Source organism: Achromobacter mucicolens, assembly GCF_902859725.1.
GTDB lineage: Bacteria > Pseudomonadota > Gammaproteobacteria > Burkholderiales > Burkholderiaceae_B > Achromobacter > Achromobacter mucicolens.
Genome location: NZ_CADIJP010000010.1, coordinates 214,194 through 231,345, shown reverse-complemented (window position 1 = coordinate 231,345; position 17,152 = coordinate 214,194). Strand labels below are relative to the sequence as shown.

Sequence of the window (17,152 nt, the reverse complement as noted above, 5' to 3'; positions counted from 1 at the left end):
ATTTTTCAGGATGACTTCCATGACAGTTCAACCCTTGCCCGTCCGCCTCGAGGCGGTGATCTTCGACTGGGCCGGCACGCTGGTCGACTTCGGCTCCTTTGCGCCCACCAAGGTGTTCGTGGACGCGTTCGCGCAGTTCGGCATGGACGTGTCGCTGAAGCAGGCGCGCGGCCCGATGGGCATGGGCAAGTGGGACCACATTCGCACCCTGTGCGACCAGCCCGCCATCGCCGCCCAGTATCAGGCCCGCTTCGGCCGCGCGCCTGGCGACGACGACGTCACCGCCATCTACGAGCGCTTCCTGCCGATGCAGTTGGAGAAGGTGGCGCAGTATTCGGCCGCCATTCCCGGCGCGGCCGACGTGATGCGCGCCTTGCGCGGGCGCGGCCTGAAGATCGGGTCGTGCTCCGGCTATCCCGCCAGTGTGATGCGCCGCGTCGTCGAGCGCGCGGCCGCCGATAACCTGACGCCCGATTGCATCGTCGCCAGCGACGAGGTCCCGCGCGCGCGTCCGGCGCCCGCGATGGCCCTGAAGAACGTGGTCGAGCTGGGCCTGTCCGACGTGGCCGCGTGCATCAAGGTCGACGACACCGCGCCGGGCATCGAAGAAGGCCGCCGCGCCGGCATGTGGACCGTGGGTCTCCTGCTGTCGGGCAACGCCGCGGGCCTGACGCTGGACGAATACCTTGGCCTTGCCGGCCCCGCCCGTGACGCAGCACGCGCCGCCGCGCGCGCGGAGCTGGGACCGGCCGGTCCGCATTACGTGATCGACACGGTGGCTGACCTGCCGGCCGTGGTCGACGACATCGAAGCCCGACTGTCGCGAGGCGAACGCCCCTGATCTAAACCTGCCGCCCGGCGCCCCGGGCCACCCCGAAACCTTTGACTCACCGCGATCCGCAGCCGGCAGCCGCCGGCCGCGGGGACCTCGTTCATCCTGTTTTTCGCTCACGCACGGAGTTGTTCATGAATCGCTACAAGCTGCTTGCACTGGCCGCCGCCCTGACGGGCGTGATGGGCGCCGCCTCGGCCGAGACCACGCTGACCGTCTATACGGCGCTGGAAGCCGACCAGATCAAGGCCTACCAGGCCGCCTTCGAAAAGGCCAATCCCGACATCAAGATCCAGTGGGTGCGCGACTCCACCGGCATCATCGCCGCCAAGCTGTTGGCCGAGAAGAACAACCCCAAGGCCGACGTGATCTGGGGCCTGGCCGGCACGGCGCTGGGCCTGATGGACAAGGAAGGGATGCTGCAGCCGTACGCCCCCAAGGGCCTGGACCAGATCGCCGCCAACATGCGCGACGCCAAGGCCGAACCCGCCTGGGTCGGCATGGACGGCTACGCCGCCGCCATCTGCTTCAACACGATCGAAGCCGAAAAGCAGAAGCTGCCCAAGCCCACGTCGTGGCAGGACCTGACCAAGCCGGTGTATGCCGGCAAGATCGTCATGCCCAACCCGGCGTCGTCCGGCACGGGCTTTCTGGACGTGAGCGCCTGGCTGCAGATGTTTGGCGAAGAAAAGGGCTGGGCCTACATGGACGCCCTGCATAAGAACATCGGCTCGTACACGCACTCGGGCTCCAAGCCGTGCAACATGGCTGCCGCCGGCGAATTCCCGATCGGCATCTCGTTCGACTACCGCGCGGCCAAGCTGAAGGCTGATGGGGCGCCGGTCGAGGCCGTGTTCCCCTCGGAAGGCCTGGGCTGGGAAGTGGAAGCCACCGCCATCATGAAGGGCACCAAGAACCTGGAAGCCGCCCGCAAGCTGGCTGACTTCTCGGCCAGCCGCGAGGCCAATGAGCTGTACAAGGCCAACTTCGCGGTGCTGGCGATTCCGTCGATCGCCACGGCCAACCCGAACCTGCCCGCGGACCTGACCTCGCGCATGATCAAGAACGACTTCACGTGGGCCGCCACGAACCGCGACCGCATCATTGCGGAGTGGACCCGCCGCTACGACGGCAAGTCCGAGCCCAAGAAGAAGTAAGGCGGCGTCCCGGCGATGAAGACTTACGACGTAATCGTGGTGGGCGCGGGCATGCTCGGCATCGCGCATGCCTGGGCGGCCGCCAAGCGCGGCCTGTCCGTGGCCGTCATCGAGCGCAGCCGCCAGGCCCACGGCGCCACCATCCGCAACTTCGGACAGGTCATCGTGACGGGGCAGGCCCCCGGCACGATGCTGTCGCACGCGCAGCAGTCCCGCGAGCTGTGGCTCGACCTGGCGGACAAGGCGGGCTTTCATGTGCGCGCCAACGGGGCGCTGGTGCTGGCCCGCAACGTCGACGAGGCCGACGTGCTGCAGGAGTTCGCGGACACGCGCCTGCGGCAGGAAGGGTATCGCGCGGATCTGCTTTCCGCGCGGGAAGTGGCCGGCCTTTATGGCGGCCAGCTTGCGCATCACTGCCTGGCGCTGCGCGGCCACGACGATCTGCAGATCTATTCGCGCGAGGCGCTGCCGGCCATCACGCACTACCTGCAGTCTTCGCTGGGCGTGGACTTCATCACCGGAACGCTCGCGCGCGCCGTGGAAAAGGGCGAAGTCAGCACATCGGCGGGCGACTTCACGGGCACGCACGTGTTCGTGTGCCCGGGCCACGATTACCTGACCCTGCTGCCGGAACTGTTCGCGCCGCTGGATCTGGAAGTCACGCGCCTGCAGATGCTGCGCGCGGAGTTCGACACGCATCCCATCGCGCTGGACCGGCCGCTGCTGACCGGGCTGTCGTGCGTGCATTACGGCGCGTTCTCGGACCTGCCCACGGCGCAGGCGCTGCGCGGCGTGATCCAGGCGCGCACGCCCATGCTGCTGGAAAACGGCATCCACCTGCTGATCAGCCCCACGCCCTACGGCGAACTGATCATCGGCGATTCGCACCGCTATGGGCAGGACGCACCGCCGTTCAATGACGAGGCCGTCGACAACGCGATGCTGGACCTGGCGTCGCAGGCATTGGGCGCGCGGCTGCGGGTGGTGGAGCGCTGGCAGGGCGTCTACGGCGCGCACGGGCCGGCGCCGTTCTCGGTCATGCCGGTGGATCCGGCGACCACGGTGGCGGTCATGCACTCCGGCGTCGGCATGACGGTGGGGCTGGCGATCGGCGAAAGGACGGTCGGGGGTGTCATCGGACGCTGACGCACGCCGACGCATCCAGACGAAAAAAGGGCCTCGCGAATCGGAACCGATTTCGCGAGGCCCTTTGTCTTGCAAGCCGGGGCTGGGGAACTACACCGCTTGCATGATGCGGCGGTACCACTCATGAAAGTGCTGCATGCCGTCTTCCATGGGCGACTGGTAGGGACCGGTCTCGTTCACGCCGCGCAGCATCAATGCCTTGCGGCCAGCGTCCATGCGTTCGGCGATCTCGTCGTCCTCGATGGCCGTTTCCATGTAGGCCGCACGCTGCGCCTCGACGAATTCGCGCTCGAAGGCGGCGATTTCCTCGGGGTAGTAGAACTCGACCACGTTCACCGTTTCCTGCGGGCTCTTCGGGTATAGCGTGGACAGCACCAGCACATGCGGATAGAGCTCGATCATGTGCGTCGGGAAGTACGTGACCCACACGGCGCCGAAGTCGGGGGCGTCGCCTTCGCGGAACGACAGCAGGCGGTCGTGCCACTGCTTGTAGACGTCCGAGCCGGGCTGCGCCAGCGCATTGTGCACGCCCACCTTCTGCAGGCTGTACCAGTCGTTGAACTCCCAGGTCAGGTCGTCGCAGGTGACGAAACGCCCCAGTCCGGGATGGAACGGGCCGACGTGGTAGTCCTCGAGGTAGACCTCGATGAAGGTCTTCCAGTTGTAGTTGCACTGATGCACTTCAACGTGGTCCAGCACGTAGTCGCCGAAGTCGAACTCGGGACGCGCAAACAGCGGCGCCATGTCGGCGGCCGGATCGCGCGGGCCTTCGAAGAGCAGCCCGTGGCAATCGCGCAGGCGGAACTTCTGCAGGTTCATGCAGGGCGTGGTCTCGAACTGCGGCGCGCCCAACAACTCACCCTGGTTGTTGTACGTCCAGCGATGCAGCGGGCAGACAATGTTGCCGCCCGTGGCCTTCAGGTTGCCGTGCGTGTTGCAGTTGCCGGCCACGTTGCCGGCCTGGCCGCCAAGCATCAGTGCCTGACGGTGGCGGCAGACATTTGAGATGAGTTCGACGCCGTGCTGGTTGCGAACCAGCGAGCGCCCTCCGTTTTCCTGGACCAACGTACGCCAATCCCCGATTTCGGGCACCAATTTCTGGTGGCCGACATAAAGCGAGGATTGCTTGAAAATGAGTTCTTGCTCGCGGGCAAAGAGGGCTTCGTCAAAATATGCGCTGACGGGTAGCTGGGTGCGAGCTGGCACGACATGTGCCATCCGACCGATGTCGGTCATGATTCCCTCCGCTCGGATAAAAAAGCCAGGACGGTTTGAGCCTTGCCAGGTGCTTTTGTTCAAGTCCAGGATCCCGGCGACGGTTCCGGCGGGTCTTGTTCGTGAATTCGAGCCTGGTTGAATCCGTTCTGGCGCGAAGAAAAATCGGTGTCTGGCCGATCAAGTAAGCCGTGAATTGTACCCCAAGGGCCTGTGCGACGCCCGGGGCAATCCCCCCGGCTTATCGAGGCAATCCGCGGGTGGCGTTGACCCGGCGCAAAGCGCGATTAACCCTTTAATCCGTAGGTCTTTCAGACGAGGCGGCGCGTGGCCGGATGACGGCGCAGCAGCCAGCTGCTGGCGGCTGATAACGCAAACACCATCATCGTCAGCAAGGGCACCACCCACACGTCGCGGTCCTCGCCGGAAAAGGCGCCGGCGCGGCGCGCGACATCCAGGAAGACCGGATGGATGAGATAGACGCCAAAGGTCAGCGGAGCCAGCGCGGCAAGCCGGGGCAGCCGCGGCGAGGACACGATCCATTGGAACGCGGCCAGCGACATGAATGGGACCGTCAGGCTGAAGTAGTCGTAGAAATAGGTGTCCAGCACGTGGCCGTTGGACATGATCGTCACGCCCATCGCCGTCGCGGCCACGGTGGCGGCAAGCATCAGGCCCGGGCGCGGCACGCGCATTTCGCCGTCAAAGATCAGGCGGCCGGCGACGAAGTAGCCCAGATAGGGCAGGAACCACGTCAGGAAAAAACCATGCGGCGCGCCCAGCGCGCGGCGATACAGGGCGTCAAGGATCGCCACCCCCAGGATGCCCACGACCCACAACGCGCGCGCCTTCGGCGTGCTGCGCGCATACAGCACCCGCACCAACGGCGCGAACAGGTACAGGCCGACGATCATGTACAGGTACCACAGGTGGTAGTAAGGCTCGCCCTGCGCGACCTTGCGCGGCCAGAACGAAAAGTCCACGCGTCCGTCGTCCCACCAATCCAGGCCGGTGCGCCACGCCAGGTAGAAGAGCGTCCAGAACAGCAGCGGCGCGCAGATCCGCGCCATGCGTTTGCTGTAGAAGCGCCGCGCATCGTGCGGCTTGTCGGGATCGAGCAGCAGGGCGCCGCTCACCATCACGAAGACGGGCACGCACCAGCGCGCGGCCGAGTCATACAGGTTGGCGGCCAGCCATGCGCCGCGGCCATGCGCGGCGGGATCGCTGACGATGAGTGCGGCGCTGTGCAGCAGAACGACGGCCAGCGCAGCCAGCCATCGGGCTGAGTCAAGGCGGGCGTATCGGTCTTCGGAGTGAGGCATCGGGCTCCCGGATGGTTCGGCTTCTTCTCGCCTTACCTTATCAGCGGCACCACGCCGATTTCTGTATCCAGGGGTTAAGCCGCGCGTAAAAAACCGACAGGGCCGGGAGGGCGCTGTCGGGGGGGAAGGGGCCTGCCCGCAGCTGAGCCGCGGGCAGGCCGATCGCGGGCCGGCGGTCCGCGAACGTTTTGTCACGAAACCGGCGGGTAGAGGCTTACTGCAGGACGATGTTGGCCTGCTTGATGAGCTGCGACACGATGGGCTGTTCGGTCTTGATCTGCTTGTCCAGTTCGGCGGCGGTGCCCGAACGCGGGTCGATGCCCATGTCCAGCAGGCGCTTTTTCACGGCTTCGTCCTGCAGCGTTTCGGTCAACGCGGCCTGCAGGCGTTCGACCACGGGCGCCGGCGTGCCCTTGGGCGCAACGAAGCTGAACCAGGCGGTCATGTCGAACGACGGGTAGCCCTGTTCAGCCAGCGTGCCCAGGTTGGGCTGCGTCGCCAGGCGTTTGGGGCTGGTGATCGCGAATACCTTGACCTTGCCGGCGTCGGCCTGCGGCATGCCGGTGGCCACCATGTCGAAGAACAGGTCCACGTCGCCGCTGACCAGGGCGGGCAGGGCCTGCGTGGCGCCCTTGAACGGCACGTGCAGGATGTCGATGCCGGCGCGTTCCTTGAACAGTTCACCGGCCAGGTGCGACGAGGTGCCCGGACCGAACGTGGCAAACGTCAGCTTGCCCGGATTCTGCTTGGCGTAGGCCACCACGTCCTGGGTGTTGTTGAACGGGCGCTTCGGCGTGGACAGCAGGACCAGCGGACCGACGCCGACCATGCCGATCTTGGCGAAGCTGTCCGGGTCGTAGGGCAGTTCCTTATAGAGATAGCGGTTGGTCACCAGCGTGGAGTTCGTGGCCATCAGGATGGTGTAGCCGTCCGGCGCTTCGCGCGAGACGTAGGCGGCGCCGATGGACGTGCCCGCGCCGGCCTTGTTCTCCACGATCATCGACTGGCCCAGGTTCTTGGCCATCCGCTCGGCCAGCACGCGCGTCAGCACGTCGGTGGCGCCGCCAGCCGGGAAGGGCGAAATCACCTTGATCGGCCGCGCCGGATACGTGTCGGCCTGCGCGCCCAGCGCGGCAGCGCTGAGCATCAGGGTGGCGAGCAGTTTGAAGCTGTTGCGAATCATGTTTTCCCCTTGAAATCGCGTGGTCAGAGTGGATCGCCGGGCCTGGCTTGGCTGACTTGATACGCACGCCGGATGCGAACATCGGGCCGCTTGCCAGGTCTCCTTGGATGCTTTAAATTCCGTTATATGGAATTTAATTTTGTCATTCGAAATAAACTATAAAAACGAAGCGTATAGAAATGCAATCATTTTCTGGCGGCAAGCGCGCCGCCCTCCCGCCGTCCAAGCCGGACCAGAAGCTTGAACTGAGCCTGCCCGCGCGCCGCAAGCGCGCCGCCAGCGCAGGAGAAGGCGCCCATTCGCCCGACTTCATCACCGCGCTGGCGCGGGGCCTGGACGTGCTGCGGTGCTTTCGGCACGGCGTGGCCGCGCTGGGCAACCTGGACCTGGCTCGCCTGACGGGCCTGCCCAAGCCCACCATCAGCCGCATCACCTACACGCTCACTGAACTGGGTTACCTGCGCTACCACCCCGACACCGGCAAGTACTCGCCCGGCTATGGCGTGCTGGCGCTGGGATTCGGCCTGCTTGCGGGACTAGAGGTGCGCGAGCTTGCCAAGGCCTCGATGACCGACCTGGCGCGCGAGACCGGTGGCGCCGTGGCCCTGGGCGCCTTCGACGGCGATGCCATGACCTACGTCGAAGCCATCCACGGCTCGTCGGCGCTGTACTTGCGCTTGCCCGTGGGTTACCGCGCCACGTTGGACAGCGCCATGGGGCGCGCCTATCTCGCCAGCCTGCCCGCCGACGAGTGCGACGCCGTCCTCGCGCGTCTTGACCAGGGCGCCCCAGCCGCCGAGACCATTGCGCGGGCGCGCGCCGAACTCGCGCAAACCGGCTGCTGCTTTGCCATCGGCGAATGGCAGTCCGGCATCAACGCCGTCGCGGTGCCGTTCACGTCGATCACGGGCGAGGGCGTCTTCGTCATGAGCTGCGGCGGACCGGCCAGCCTGCTTGAGGCCTCGCACCTTCGCGACCGTGTGGCCCCGGCGCTCCTGGCTGCTGTGGCAGGCCTGGCGGGGGCGCCGGCCTAGCGCGCGGGGCGCTTGCGGGCCGCGCTTGGCTATCTCGTACAATTCACGGATTAATCCACCCCCTAGTGCCCCGGAGGCCCGTTTGGCCAAACCCACTCAAGCTGATCCGCAGAACGACGATCGTCCCTTGCCCCAGGATTTCGAAACGGCGCTGGCCGAACTGGAATCGCTGGTCGCGGCCATGGAAGACGGATCGTTGCCGCTCGAGCAGTCGCTGGCTGCCTATCGGCGCGGTGTGGCGCTCACACGGGTTTGCCAGGAACGACTGGCCCAGGCTGAGCAGCAGGTCAAGGTTCTCGAGGGCGGCCTGCTCCGGCCGCTGGATCCCGCGGCGCTGGACGACGAATAAGAAGCCGATGAAGCAAATTCAACTCGCTTTTCCCGAGTGGTTGCAAGGCCGTGCGCTGCATGTCGAAGACGTGCTCGACGACCTGCTGCCGCCGGCGGACATGGCGCCTGCCCGTTTGCACGAAGCCATGCGCTACGCCGTGCTTGGCGGCGGCAAGCGCGTGCGCGCCGCCTTGGTCTATGCCGCCGGCCAGGCCTGCCCCGTCAGTGGCAGTGTGCTGGCCATCGAGGCTTCGCTGGACCGCGCGGCGGCGGCCGTCGAACTGATCCACGCCTACTCGCTGATCCATGACGATCTGCCCTGCATGGACGACGACACGCTGCGCCGCGGCCGGCCCACCACGCACGTGCAGTTCGACGAAGCCACCGCCATGCTGGCGGGCGACGCGTTGCAGCCGCTGGCGTTCGAGCTGGTCGCCTCCATGCCGATCGCCCCGGCGCTGATCGTCCAGGCCACCCAGTCGCTGGCGCGCGCCGCCGGCAGCCGTGGCATGGCGGGCGGGCAGGCTATCGATCTGTTCAGCGTCGGCCGCGCGCTGTCGCGCGATGAACTCCAGACGATGCACGGCATGAAGACCGGCGCGATGCTGGCGTGCAGCGTGGCGTTGGGCGGCATCGTCGCGGGCGCCAGCTCGGCCTCGCGCCAGGCGCTGGATGCCTACGCGCAGGCCATGGGCCTGGCGTTCCAGGTGGTCGACGACATTCTCGACGTCACCGCGGACAGCGCCAGCCTGGGCAAGACGCCCGGCAAGGACGCCGCCGAAAACAAGCCCACCTATGTTTCCCTGCTGGGCCTTGAAGAAGCGCGGGCCTTCGCCGAGGAACTGCGCGTGGCGGCACTGGCCGCCCTGGCGCCGCTGGGCGACGCCGGCGGGCGCCTGGCCCAGCTTGCCGACTTCATCGTTCTTCGAGACCGCTGATCCGAGATCAGCCCGGCCTTCCTGGTAGGCCGGGCCAACGAACCCCATAAAAGCATGACGACAGATTTACTGGACCGCATTCAATCGCCGGCTGACCTCAAGCGCCTGGATCGTCGCGAACTGAAAAAGCTCGCAGACGAACTGCGCGGCTTCGTGCTGGAGTCGGTATCCAAAACGGGCGGGCACCTGTCGTCCAACCTGGGCACCGTCGAACTCACGCTGGCGCTGCATCAGGTGTTCGACACGCCGCATGACCGCATCGTCTGGGACGTCGGCCATCAGTCCTATCCGCACAAGATCCTGACTGGGCGCCGGGCCGGCATGGCCAAGCTGCGCCAGCAGGGCGGCATCTCCGGTTTCCCCAAGCGCAGCGAATCCGAGTACGACGCCTTCGGCACCGCGCACTCGTCCACGTCGATCTCGGCGGCACTGGGCATGGCGGTCGCCTCGCGCAATGCGGGCGTGCAGCGCCAGCACATCGCGGTGATCGGCGATGGCGCCATGTCGGCCGGCATGGCGTTCGAGGCCATGAACAACGCGGGCGTCACGCCCGACATCAATCTGCTGGTGATCCTGAACGACAACGACATGTCGATCTCGCCGCCGGTGGGGGCGCTGAACCGGTATCTGGCGCGCCTGATGTCCGGACGCTTTTACGCCACGGCCAAGAATGTGGGCCGGGCGGTGCTGCAGCATGTGCCGCCGGTGCTGGAGCTGGCGCGCCGCTTCGAGGAACACGCCAAGGGCATGGTCACGCCCGCCACGCTGTTCGAGGAATTCGGCTTCAACTACGTCGGCCCCATCGATGGCCACGATCTGGATGCGCTCGTTCCCACGCTGCAGAACCTGAAGGCCCTGGAAGGCCTGCAATTCCTGCACGTCGTCACGCGCAAGGGCCAGGGCTACAAGCTGGCCGAAGCCGATCCGGTGCTGTATCACGGCCCCGGCAAGTTCGATCCGGCCGTCGGCATCCTGCAGTCCAAGGCGCCCGGCAAGCGCACCTTCACGCAGGTGTTCGGCAAGTGGCTGTGCGACACGGCCCAAGAGGACGCGCGTCTGGTGGCCGTCACGCCGGCCATGCGCGAAGGCAGTGGCCTGGTCGAATTTGAACAACGCTTTCCGCAGCGGTATTTCGACGTGGGCATCGCCGAACAGCATGCCGTCACGTTCGCGGCCGGCGTGGCGTGCGAGGGCCAGAAGCCCGTGGTCGCCATCTACTCCACCTTCATGCAGCGCGGCTATGACCAGTTCATCCATGACGTCGCCCTGCAAAACCTGGACGTGACCTTCGCCCTGGACCGCGCCGGCATCGTGGGCGCGGACGGCGCCACGCACGCGGGCAACTATGACATCGCGTTCCTGCGCTGCGTGCCCAACATGGTGGTGGCCACGCCCTCCGACGAAAACGAAACCCGTCTGCTCCTGTCCACCTGTTATCAGTACCCGGGTCCGGCGTCGGTGCGCTATCCGCGCGGCGCGGGCTGCGGCGCGGCGGAAGCCGAGGCCCTGGATACCGTTGAGCTGGGCAAGGGCATCGTGCGGCGCGAAGGCAAGAAGATCGCCATCCTGGGTTTTGGCACGCTGGTGCAGGCAGCGCTGGGCGCCGCTGGCAAGCTCGATGCCACCGTGGCCGACATGCGTTTCGTCAAGCCGATTGACCGCGACCTGATCCTGGATCTCGCGAGCCGCCACGACGCGCTTGTCACCGTGGAAGACGCCTGCATCATGGGCGGCGCGGGCAGCGCGGTGCTGGAAGTGCTGAGCGCGGCCGGCGTGCTGATCCCGGTGTTGCAACTGGGCCTGCCGGACGAATTCATCGACCACGGCGAACAATCGGCCCTGCTGGCCGGCCTGGGCCTGGATGCTGTCGGCATCGAGCAGTCGATCCGCGCGCGTTACGCCAGCCTGCTGGCCTGAGCCGGCTTCATGCTTGCGGCCGAGGGCGCGCGCCTTCAGCCGCAAGGATGAAACACACTGTTCCGGCCCCTCGGGCATGCGGGCCACAGGGTTACCGCTCCTGATCGCCTGCGGGTGGGCGATAATTAGCCCCTTTCAAGACAACTGGGCGGGTCGCTCCACGGCGCACCGGGCCCGGACAGGTAAGCCGAAATGAATTCTCCGATCGACCCCGCCATCGTGATGCCCGACGTCCAGAGCGCCACGGATACACGGCATATCCCGATCCAGCGCGTCGGCATCCGCGGCGTGCGTCACCCCATGCTGGTCCAAAGCGGCGACGGCTCGGCGCAAGGCACGGTGGCCAACTGGACGCTGACGGTGGCCCTGCCGCCCGAAGAAAAGGGCACGCACATGTCCCGCTTCGTGGCCTTGCTCGAAAAATACCGCAGCACGCCCATGACGCCGGCGCTGTTCCGCACCATGGCGGCCGACATGCTGCCGCTCTTGCATGCCGAGCGCGGCGACATCACGGCTTCGTTCCCGTACTTCATCAACAAGTCCGCGCCGATCTCCGGCGTGCAGAGCCTGCTCGACTACGAGGTTCAGTGGATCGCGCGCGCACAGGCCGACCGGGTCGAATTCGAGCTCGTGGTGCAGGTGCCCGTCACCAGCCTGTGCCCGTGTTCCAAGGCCATCTCCGAGTACGGTGCGCACAACCAGCGTTCGCACGTCACGGTTTCGGTCATCCTGAACGAAGACATCTCGATGGACGGCGTGATCCGCCTGATCGAAGACGAAGGCTCGTGCGAGCTGTGGGGCCTGCTCAAGCGGCCCGACGAAAAGTTCGTCACCGAGCGCGCCTACGACAACCCCAAGTTCGTCGAAGACCTGGTGCGCGACGTGGCCGCCCGCCTGAACGCCCACCCCGGCATCGCGCGCTATCGCGTCGAGGCCGAGAACTTCGAGTCCATCCACAACCACTCGGCATACGCCGTCGTCGAAGGCTGAGCGCCGATGCGCCACCCGGCGGCCAGCGACTGGCCGCTCATTGCCGACCTGCAGCAATGGGAAGCGCGGCTGGCCAGCAATCTGGCCAGCCGCGGCCGCCTTGGCGTGGCACTGTACGAGTTCTTCCGCTTTGGCGTGAAACAGGCGTGGGCCTGCCTTTTTGGCGGCCTGATGTGCGCGCTGCTGCTGGGCACGCACTGGTGGTATCCCAAGGATGCCGCCCTGGCGCGCTACGACTTCCTGACGCTGGCGGCGCTGGGCATCCAGGCCGCGTTGCTCGCGCTGCGCATGGAAACCTGGAGCGAGGCCCGCGTGATCCTGATGTTCCATGTGGTCGGCACCTGCATGGAATTCTTCAAGACCGCCGCCGGCTCGTGGATCTATCCCGAGGCGAGCGTGCTGCGCATTGGCGGCGTGCCGCTCTTCACGGGCTTCATGTATGCCGCGGTGGGCAGCTATCTTGCCCGTGTGTGGCGCCTCTTCGACTTTCGCTTTCGGGCGCATCCGCCGCTGGCCGCGACGGTGGCGCTGTCGGTGCTGATCTACCTGAATTTCTTCGCGCACCATTATGTCTGGGACTTCCGGTGGGTGCTGTTCGCGATGACGGCCATGCTGTTCGCGCGCACGTGGGTGTATTTCCGCATCTGGCAGGTCTACCGGCGCATGCCGCTCCTCCTGGGCTTCGTGCTGGTGGCGCTGTTCATCTGGTTCGCCGAGAACATCGGCACCTTCGCCAATGCGTGGCGCTATCCCAACCAGTCGCACGTGTGGCAGGTGGTGTCCATCGCCAAGCTGGGCTCCTGGTTCCTGCTGATGATCATCAGCTACGTCATGGTCAGCGCCGTGAACCGGCCGCGGCCCATTGGCCAGGCCGATCTGCCCGCCGCCGCCGGGCAGGCGCCTGCCGGTAACGCGTCCCTTATTTCCTGAGCTTTCAGCGGCTTGCACGGGATCGCTCAATCGGTGATAATCGAGAGCTTTCTTGCTCGACCGCCCATGGTTTTTGGGTAGCGGGCTGCCCCTTGCGGCGATCGTCGATGATCCTTGATCCACCCATGATGGAAAGCGCGGGTGCAAGACGAACTGCCAGCAAGACATCCTCAAGGAGTTTTACCCATGCGTCACTACGAAGTAGTGTTTATCGTTCACCCCGACCAAAGCGAGCAAGTGCCCGCCATGGTCGAGCGTTACCAAGCACTGGTCACGGGCCAAGGCGGCTCGATCCATCGCCTGGAAGACTGGGGCCGCCGTCAACTGGCCTACCCGATCCAGAAGCTCGTCAAGGCTCACTACGTCTGCCTGAACATCGAGTGCGGCCAAGCCACGCTGGATGAGCTGGAACACTCGTTCCGCTACAACGACGCCGTGCTGCGCCACCTGGTCATCAAGACCAAGAAGGCCCAGACCACCCCGTCGATCATGATGAAGTCGGTCGAGCGCGAAGAAGCCCGCAAGGCTTCGGCGGAAGCTGCCCCGGCTCAGGCCGAGTAAGCAGGCTCACGCAGAGCTCATCGCATCAAGTCCCCTCGGCGCCTGGCAGGATGAACAAGCTGGAACTCAGCGCACGCGTTCTCGAATGCGAGCCTTTGCGCCACACGCCCGCCGGTCTGCCAGCACTCGAAATGCTGCTGGCGCACGAGTCGGAGGTCATCGAAGCCGGCCACCCGCGCCGTGTCGAGCTGACGATCGCCGCCGTGGCACTGGGAGATCTGGCGCTGCTGTTGAAGGACACCGCGTTAGGGTCCGAATTGCTGGTGCAGGGGTTTTTGGCTCCCACCCGCAAGGACTCGGTGAAGATCAAGCTGCATCTGCAGCAGGCACGCAAGATCAAGGCAAGCGCCGGACGCGATCCGCAGGTGGCTTGAAGCGAATGAGACCCAGGGTGCGAGAGCGCCTTCTGAATACGGATAGGTTATGGGGAAGTGGGCAATGACCCAGTCCCCTCAAACATAAAGGCACATATCATGGCTTTCTTCGGAAAACGCAAAGAAAAACGCAAATTCACGCAGCAGAACCCGCTCTTCAAGCGTCGTAAGTTCTGCCGCTTCACCGCAGCCGGCGTCGAAGAGATCGACTACAAGGATCTGGACACCCTGCGCGACTTCGTGCAAGAAAACGGCAAGATCATCCCGGCTCGCCTGACCGGCACCAAGGCAATCTACCAGCGCCAGCTGGACACCGCCATCAAGCGCGCGCGCTTCCTGGCTCTGTTGCCTTACACCGACAACCACAACTAATCCGGGGCACTGAAATGCAAGTTATTCTGCTCGAAAAAGTCGTCAACCTGGGCAACCTGGGTGAAGTCGTGCGCGTGCGTGATGGCTACGCCCGCAACTTCCTGATTCCCCAGAAGAAGGCCCGTCGCGCAACCGACGCCGCCCTGAAGGAATTCGAAGCCCGCCGCGCCGAACTGGAAAAGGCCCAGGCTGAAAAGCTGGCCGCTTCCCAAGCGCTGGGCGAGCGCATGAACGGCTACCAGCTCAAGATCGTTCAGAAGGCCGGCGTCGACGGCCGTCTGTTCGGTTCGGTCACCAACGCCGACATCGCCGAAGGTCTGAAGAAGGCTTCGTTCGAAGCCGTTGAAAAGGCTCAGGTCCGTCTGCCCAATGGTCAGCTCAAGGCCATCGGCGAGTACCCGGTCCAGGTCGCCCTGCACGCCGACGTCGTGGTCGATATCACGGTGCTGGTCGAAGGCGAACTGTCCTGATCCGGCAGTCGCGGTAAAAAGAAGCCGGCCCGCGTGCCGGCTTTTTTTCTTTTCGCGGCAATGGGCCCATTTTCTGCTGAAGGGTGCGTGGCCCCACACCCTTGCTGTACGCTGTCATTACCGAGGACCTCTTGACTCATCCGCCTGTCCACCACAACGCCCCGCCCGGATTGCGAGCCTGGCTCGACAGCGTGGATGCGTCGCGTGAACCTTCGGTGCGCGATGTGACGATAGATGGCGTGCGCTGCATCATCAAGCGGCGCCGGCCCGGCATCCTGCAGGGCGTGAGCTATGTGCTGCGCTACGTGCGCGCCTTGTTCCTCGCCGTGGGCTGCAAGGTGTTCCTGGGCGAGTTTCCGCGCCCCAGCGTGCTGCTGCGTAATGGCCTGGCCCACGAAGGGCAGCGTCTGGCGCAGTTGCTGCAAGCCGGGGCCCGTGTCCCCGAAGTCTGGTGGCGCGAGCAGAACCTGCTCGTGCTGGAGTTCGTGGGCGAAGACCTGGCCGATCTCATCCGCAACGAAGACTCCACCTCGCGCCTGTGGCTCACGCGCGCCGCCGCAGCCGACTTGGCCGCTTTCCATGTGCGCGGCATGTGGCATGGCGGGGCGCAGATCCGCAACGTGACGTTGCGCGACGGCGAGATCTGGCGCATCGACTTCGAGGAAAACATCGGCGCGACGCTGTCACGGCCGCTTGCGCAAGCGTATGACCTGTTCCAGATGCTGGCCTCGCTGGTCTCCTTGCGTAAACTCGAAGACGACGACGCCAGGTTGCTGGGCAAGCTGGCGCTGGACGTCTACCTGGAGAGCAATCCGGATCCCGAAGTGCGCGTCCGCTTGAAGCGCCTGGCGCGCGTGCTGTGCGGCATCGCCATGCCCCTGCGCCCGATCCTCGCCCGTTTTCCCTCGCGCGATATCCAAGGGTTTTTCCGCGTCGCGGACATCCTGCAGCCGTTACTATTGAAGCCATGAACACACCCGCCGATTCCCAGCTCGAGTACCTGCGCGTCCCCCCCCATTCCATCGAGGCCGAGCAGTCGGTCCTGGGCGGACTGCTGCTGGACAACGCAGCATGGGACCGCATCGCGGACGTGCTTCTCGAAGAAGACTTCTACCGGCACGACCACCGGCTGATCTGGCACCACATCGCTCGCCTGATCGGTCTGGCGCGCCCGGCCGACGTTATCACCGTGCACGAATCCCTCGTCAGCGCGGGCAAGGCCGAAGAGTCCGGCGGGCTGGCGTACCTGAACGCGTTGGCGCACAACACGCCGTCGGCCGCCAACATCCGCCGCTACGGCGAGATCGTGCGCGAGCGCGCCATGCTGCGCAAGCTGGTGTCCATCGCCGACGAAATCTCCTCGGCCGCCATGAACCCGCAGGGCAAGGAAGCGCGCCAACTGCTGGACGAGGCCGAGTCAAAGGTATTCAAGATCGCCCAGGAAGGCGCGCGCGGCGCCGCGGGCTTCCAGGAGATCCAGCCGCTCTTGACCCAGGTGGTCGAGCGCATCGACGAGCTCTATCACCGCGAGAGCACGTCCGACGTGACGGGCGTGCCCACGGGCTTTACCGACCTGGACAAGATGACGTCCGGCATGCAGGGCGGCGACCTCATCATCGTGGCGGGACGCCCGTCGATGGGCAAGACCTCGTTCTCCATGAACATCGGCGAACACGTCGCCATCGAAGAGGGCCTGCCCGTGGCGGTGTTCTCCATGGAAATGGGCGCGGTTCAGCTCGCCATGCGTATGCTGGGCTCCGTGGGGCTGCTGGACCAGCACCGCATGCGTACCGGCAAGCTGATCGCCGAAGACTGGCCGCGCGTCACCCACGCCGTGCAGCTCATGCAGGACGCGCAGGTCTACATCGACGAATCGCCCGCGCTCAGCCCGATGGAAGTGCGCGCCCGCGCACGCCGTCTGGCGCGCCAGTGCGGACAGCTCGGCCTCATCATCATCGACTACCTGCAGCTCATGTCGGGCAACGGCTCCGGTGAGAACCGGGCCACCGAAGTGTCGGAAATCAGCCGCTCGCTCAAGGGTCTGGCCAAGGAACTGAACTGCCCCCTGATCGCGCTGTCGCAGTTGAACCGAAGCCTGGAGCAGCGCCCCAACAAGCGTCCCGTGATGAGCGACCTGCGTGAATCGGGCGCTATCGAACAGGACGCGGACGTGATCCTGTTCATCTATCGCGACGAAGTCTACAACCCGGATTCGCCGGACAAGGGCACGGCCGAGATCATCATCGGCAAGCAGCGTAACGGTCCCATCGGCACGGTGCGCCTGACGTTCCAGGGCTCCAGCACGCGCTTCCTGAACTTCTCCGGCGCGCAGCCGCGGGACATGTACTGATCCTGGCAACCGCCGCCGCCCAATAAAAAAC

Annotated in this window: 18 protein-coding genes; 15 read left to right on the top strand and 3 right to left on the bottom strand. The window is 65.5% G+C overall.

Translation table 11 applies throughout. The features are described from left to right. The first annotated feature begins 10 nt into the window (after window positions 1–10). The 3 genes from phnX (at window position 11) to HV786_RS15235 (ending at window position 3,135) form a co-directional block, all read left to right on the top strand. Entirely contained in the window at window positions 11–841 is an 831-nt protein-coding gene (gene phnX, locus HV786_RS15245) for a phosphonoacetaldehyde hydrolase (protein WP_175211179.1), read from the top strand. Between the two features lie 125 nt (window positions 842–966). Beyond that, window positions 967–1,989, top strand: coding sequence for a putative 2-aminoethylphosphonate ABC transporter substrate-binding protein (locus HV786_RS15240; protein ID WP_128827773.1), 1,023 nt, complete (start codon window positions 967–969; stop codon window positions 1,987–1,989). A gap of 15 nt (window positions 1,990–2,004) precedes the next feature. After that, complete coding sequence (locus tag HV786_RS15235; RefSeq protein WP_128827774.1) at window positions 2,005–3,135, top strand: TIGR03364 family FAD-dependent oxidoreductase; 1,131 nt, start codon at window positions 2,005–2,007, stop codon at window positions 3,133–3,135. A 90-nt stretch (window positions 3,136–3,225) separates the two neighbouring features. Here the strand turns inward: HV786_RS15235 and HV786_RS15230 are convergent, their stop codons facing one another. From HV786_RS15230 to HV786_RS15220, 3 genes are all read right to left on the bottom strand, one after another. Next, the gene (locus HV786_RS15230; RefSeq protein ID WP_062838656.1) at window positions 3,226–4,371 is read right to left on the bottom strand and encodes an aromatic ring-hydroxylating oxygenase subunit alpha; all 1,146 of its coding nucleotides are present in this window, start codon (window positions 4,369–4,371) and stop codon (window positions 3,226–3,228) included. A gap of 290 nt (window positions 4,372–4,661) precedes the next feature. Further along, on the bottom strand, window positions 4,662–5,672 hold the full coding sequence (locus HV786_RS15225; protein ID WP_128827775.1) for an acyltransferase: 1,011 nt from the start codon (window positions 5,670–5,672) through the stop codon (window positions 4,662–4,664). Between the two features lie 214 nt (window positions 5,673–5,886). Next, on the bottom strand, window positions 5,887–6,855 hold the full coding sequence (locus HV786_RS15220; protein WP_128827776.1) for a Bug family tripartite tricarboxylate transporter substrate binding protein: 969 nt from the start codon (window positions 6,853–6,855) through the stop codon (window positions 5,887–5,889). Between the two features lie 179 nt (window positions 6,856–7,034). Here HV786_RS15220 and HV786_RS15215 point away from each other — a divergent pair, with 179 nt between their 5' ends. The 12 genes from HV786_RS15215 (at window position 7,035) to HV786_RS15160 (ending at window position 17,121) form a co-directional block, all read left to right on the top strand. Next, window positions 7,035–7,889, top strand: a complete 855-nt coding sequence (locus HV786_RS15215; protein WP_128827777.1) for an IclR family transcriptional regulator — start codon at window positions 7,035–7,037, stop codon at window positions 7,887–7,889. A gap of 82 nt (window positions 7,890–7,971) precedes the next feature. Beyond that, complete coding sequence (locus HV786_RS15210) at window positions 7,972–8,238, top strand: exodeoxyribonuclease VII small subunit (RefSeq protein ID WP_056322452.1); 267 nt, start codon at window positions 7,972–7,974, stop codon at window positions 8,236–8,238. A gap of 7 nt (window positions 8,239–8,245) precedes the next feature. Next, window positions 8,246–9,157, top strand: coding sequence for a polyprenyl synthetase family protein (locus tag HV786_RS15205; RefSeq protein WP_175211177.1), 912 nt, complete (start codon window positions 8,246–8,248; stop codon window positions 9,155–9,157). Between the two features lie 54 nt (window positions 9,158–9,211). Further along, window positions 9,212–11,074, top strand: a complete 1,863-nt coding sequence (dxs, locus tag HV786_RS15200; protein ID WP_128827778.1) for a 1-deoxy-D-xylulose-5-phosphate synthase — start codon at window positions 9,212–9,214, stop codon at window positions 11,072–11,074. 192 nt (window positions 11,075–11,266) lie between these two features. After that, window positions 11,267–12,064 (top strand): GTP cyclohydrolase FolE2, encoded by a 798-nt coding sequence (folE2, locus tag HV786_RS15195; RefSeq protein ID WP_128827779.1) that lies wholly within the window; start codon window positions 11,267–11,269, stop codon window positions 12,062–12,064. Between the two features lie 6 nt (window positions 12,065–12,070). Next, window positions 12,071–12,994 carry a DUF817 domain-containing protein gene (locus HV786_RS15190; RefSeq protein ID WP_128827780.1) on the top strand — a complete coding sequence of 308 codons (924 nt, stop codon included), beginning with the start codon at window positions 12,071–12,073 and terminating at the stop codon, window positions 12,992–12,994. A gap of 186 nt (window positions 12,995–13,180) precedes the next feature. Beyond that, a complete protein-coding gene (rpsF, locus tag HV786_RS15185; protein WP_056322467.1) occupies window positions 13,181–13,555 on the top strand; it encodes a 30S ribosomal protein S6 in 375 nt (124 codons plus the stop codon). A gap of 50 nt (window positions 13,556–13,605) precedes the next feature. Next, window positions 13,606–13,929, top strand: coding sequence for a primosomal replication protein N (gene priB / locus HV786_RS15180; RefSeq protein ID WP_056322469.1), 324 nt, complete (start codon window positions 13,606–13,608; stop codon window positions 13,927–13,929). A 99-nt stretch (window positions 13,930–14,028) separates the two neighbouring features. Then, entirely contained in the window at window positions 14,029–14,301 is a 273-nt protein-coding gene (gene rpsR / locus HV786_RS15175; protein ID WP_006218308.1) for a 30S ribosomal protein S18, read from the top strand. 14 nt (window positions 14,302–14,315) lie between these two features. After that, window positions 14,316–14,771 carry a 50S ribosomal protein L9 gene (gene rplI / locus HV786_RS15170; protein WP_056322471.1) on the top strand — a complete coding sequence of 152 codons (456 nt, stop codon included), beginning with the start codon at window positions 14,316–14,318 and terminating at the stop codon, window positions 14,769–14,771. A 131-nt stretch (window positions 14,772–14,902) separates the two neighbouring features. Continuing rightward, window positions 14,903–15,742 carry an RIO1 family regulatory kinase/ATPase domain-containing protein gene (locus HV786_RS15165; protein ID WP_128827781.1) on the top strand — a complete coding sequence of 280 codons (840 nt, stop codon included), beginning with the start codon at window positions 14,903–14,905 and terminating at the stop codon, window positions 15,740–15,742. Next, a complete protein-coding gene (locus HV786_RS15160; RefSeq protein WP_056322477.1) occupies window positions 15,739–17,121 on the top strand; it encodes a replicative DNA helicase in 1,383 nt (460 codons plus the stop codon). Before HV786_RS15165 ends, HV786_RS15160 begins: the two co-directional genes overlap by 4 nt. Window positions 17,122–17,152 lie beyond the last annotated feature (31 nt).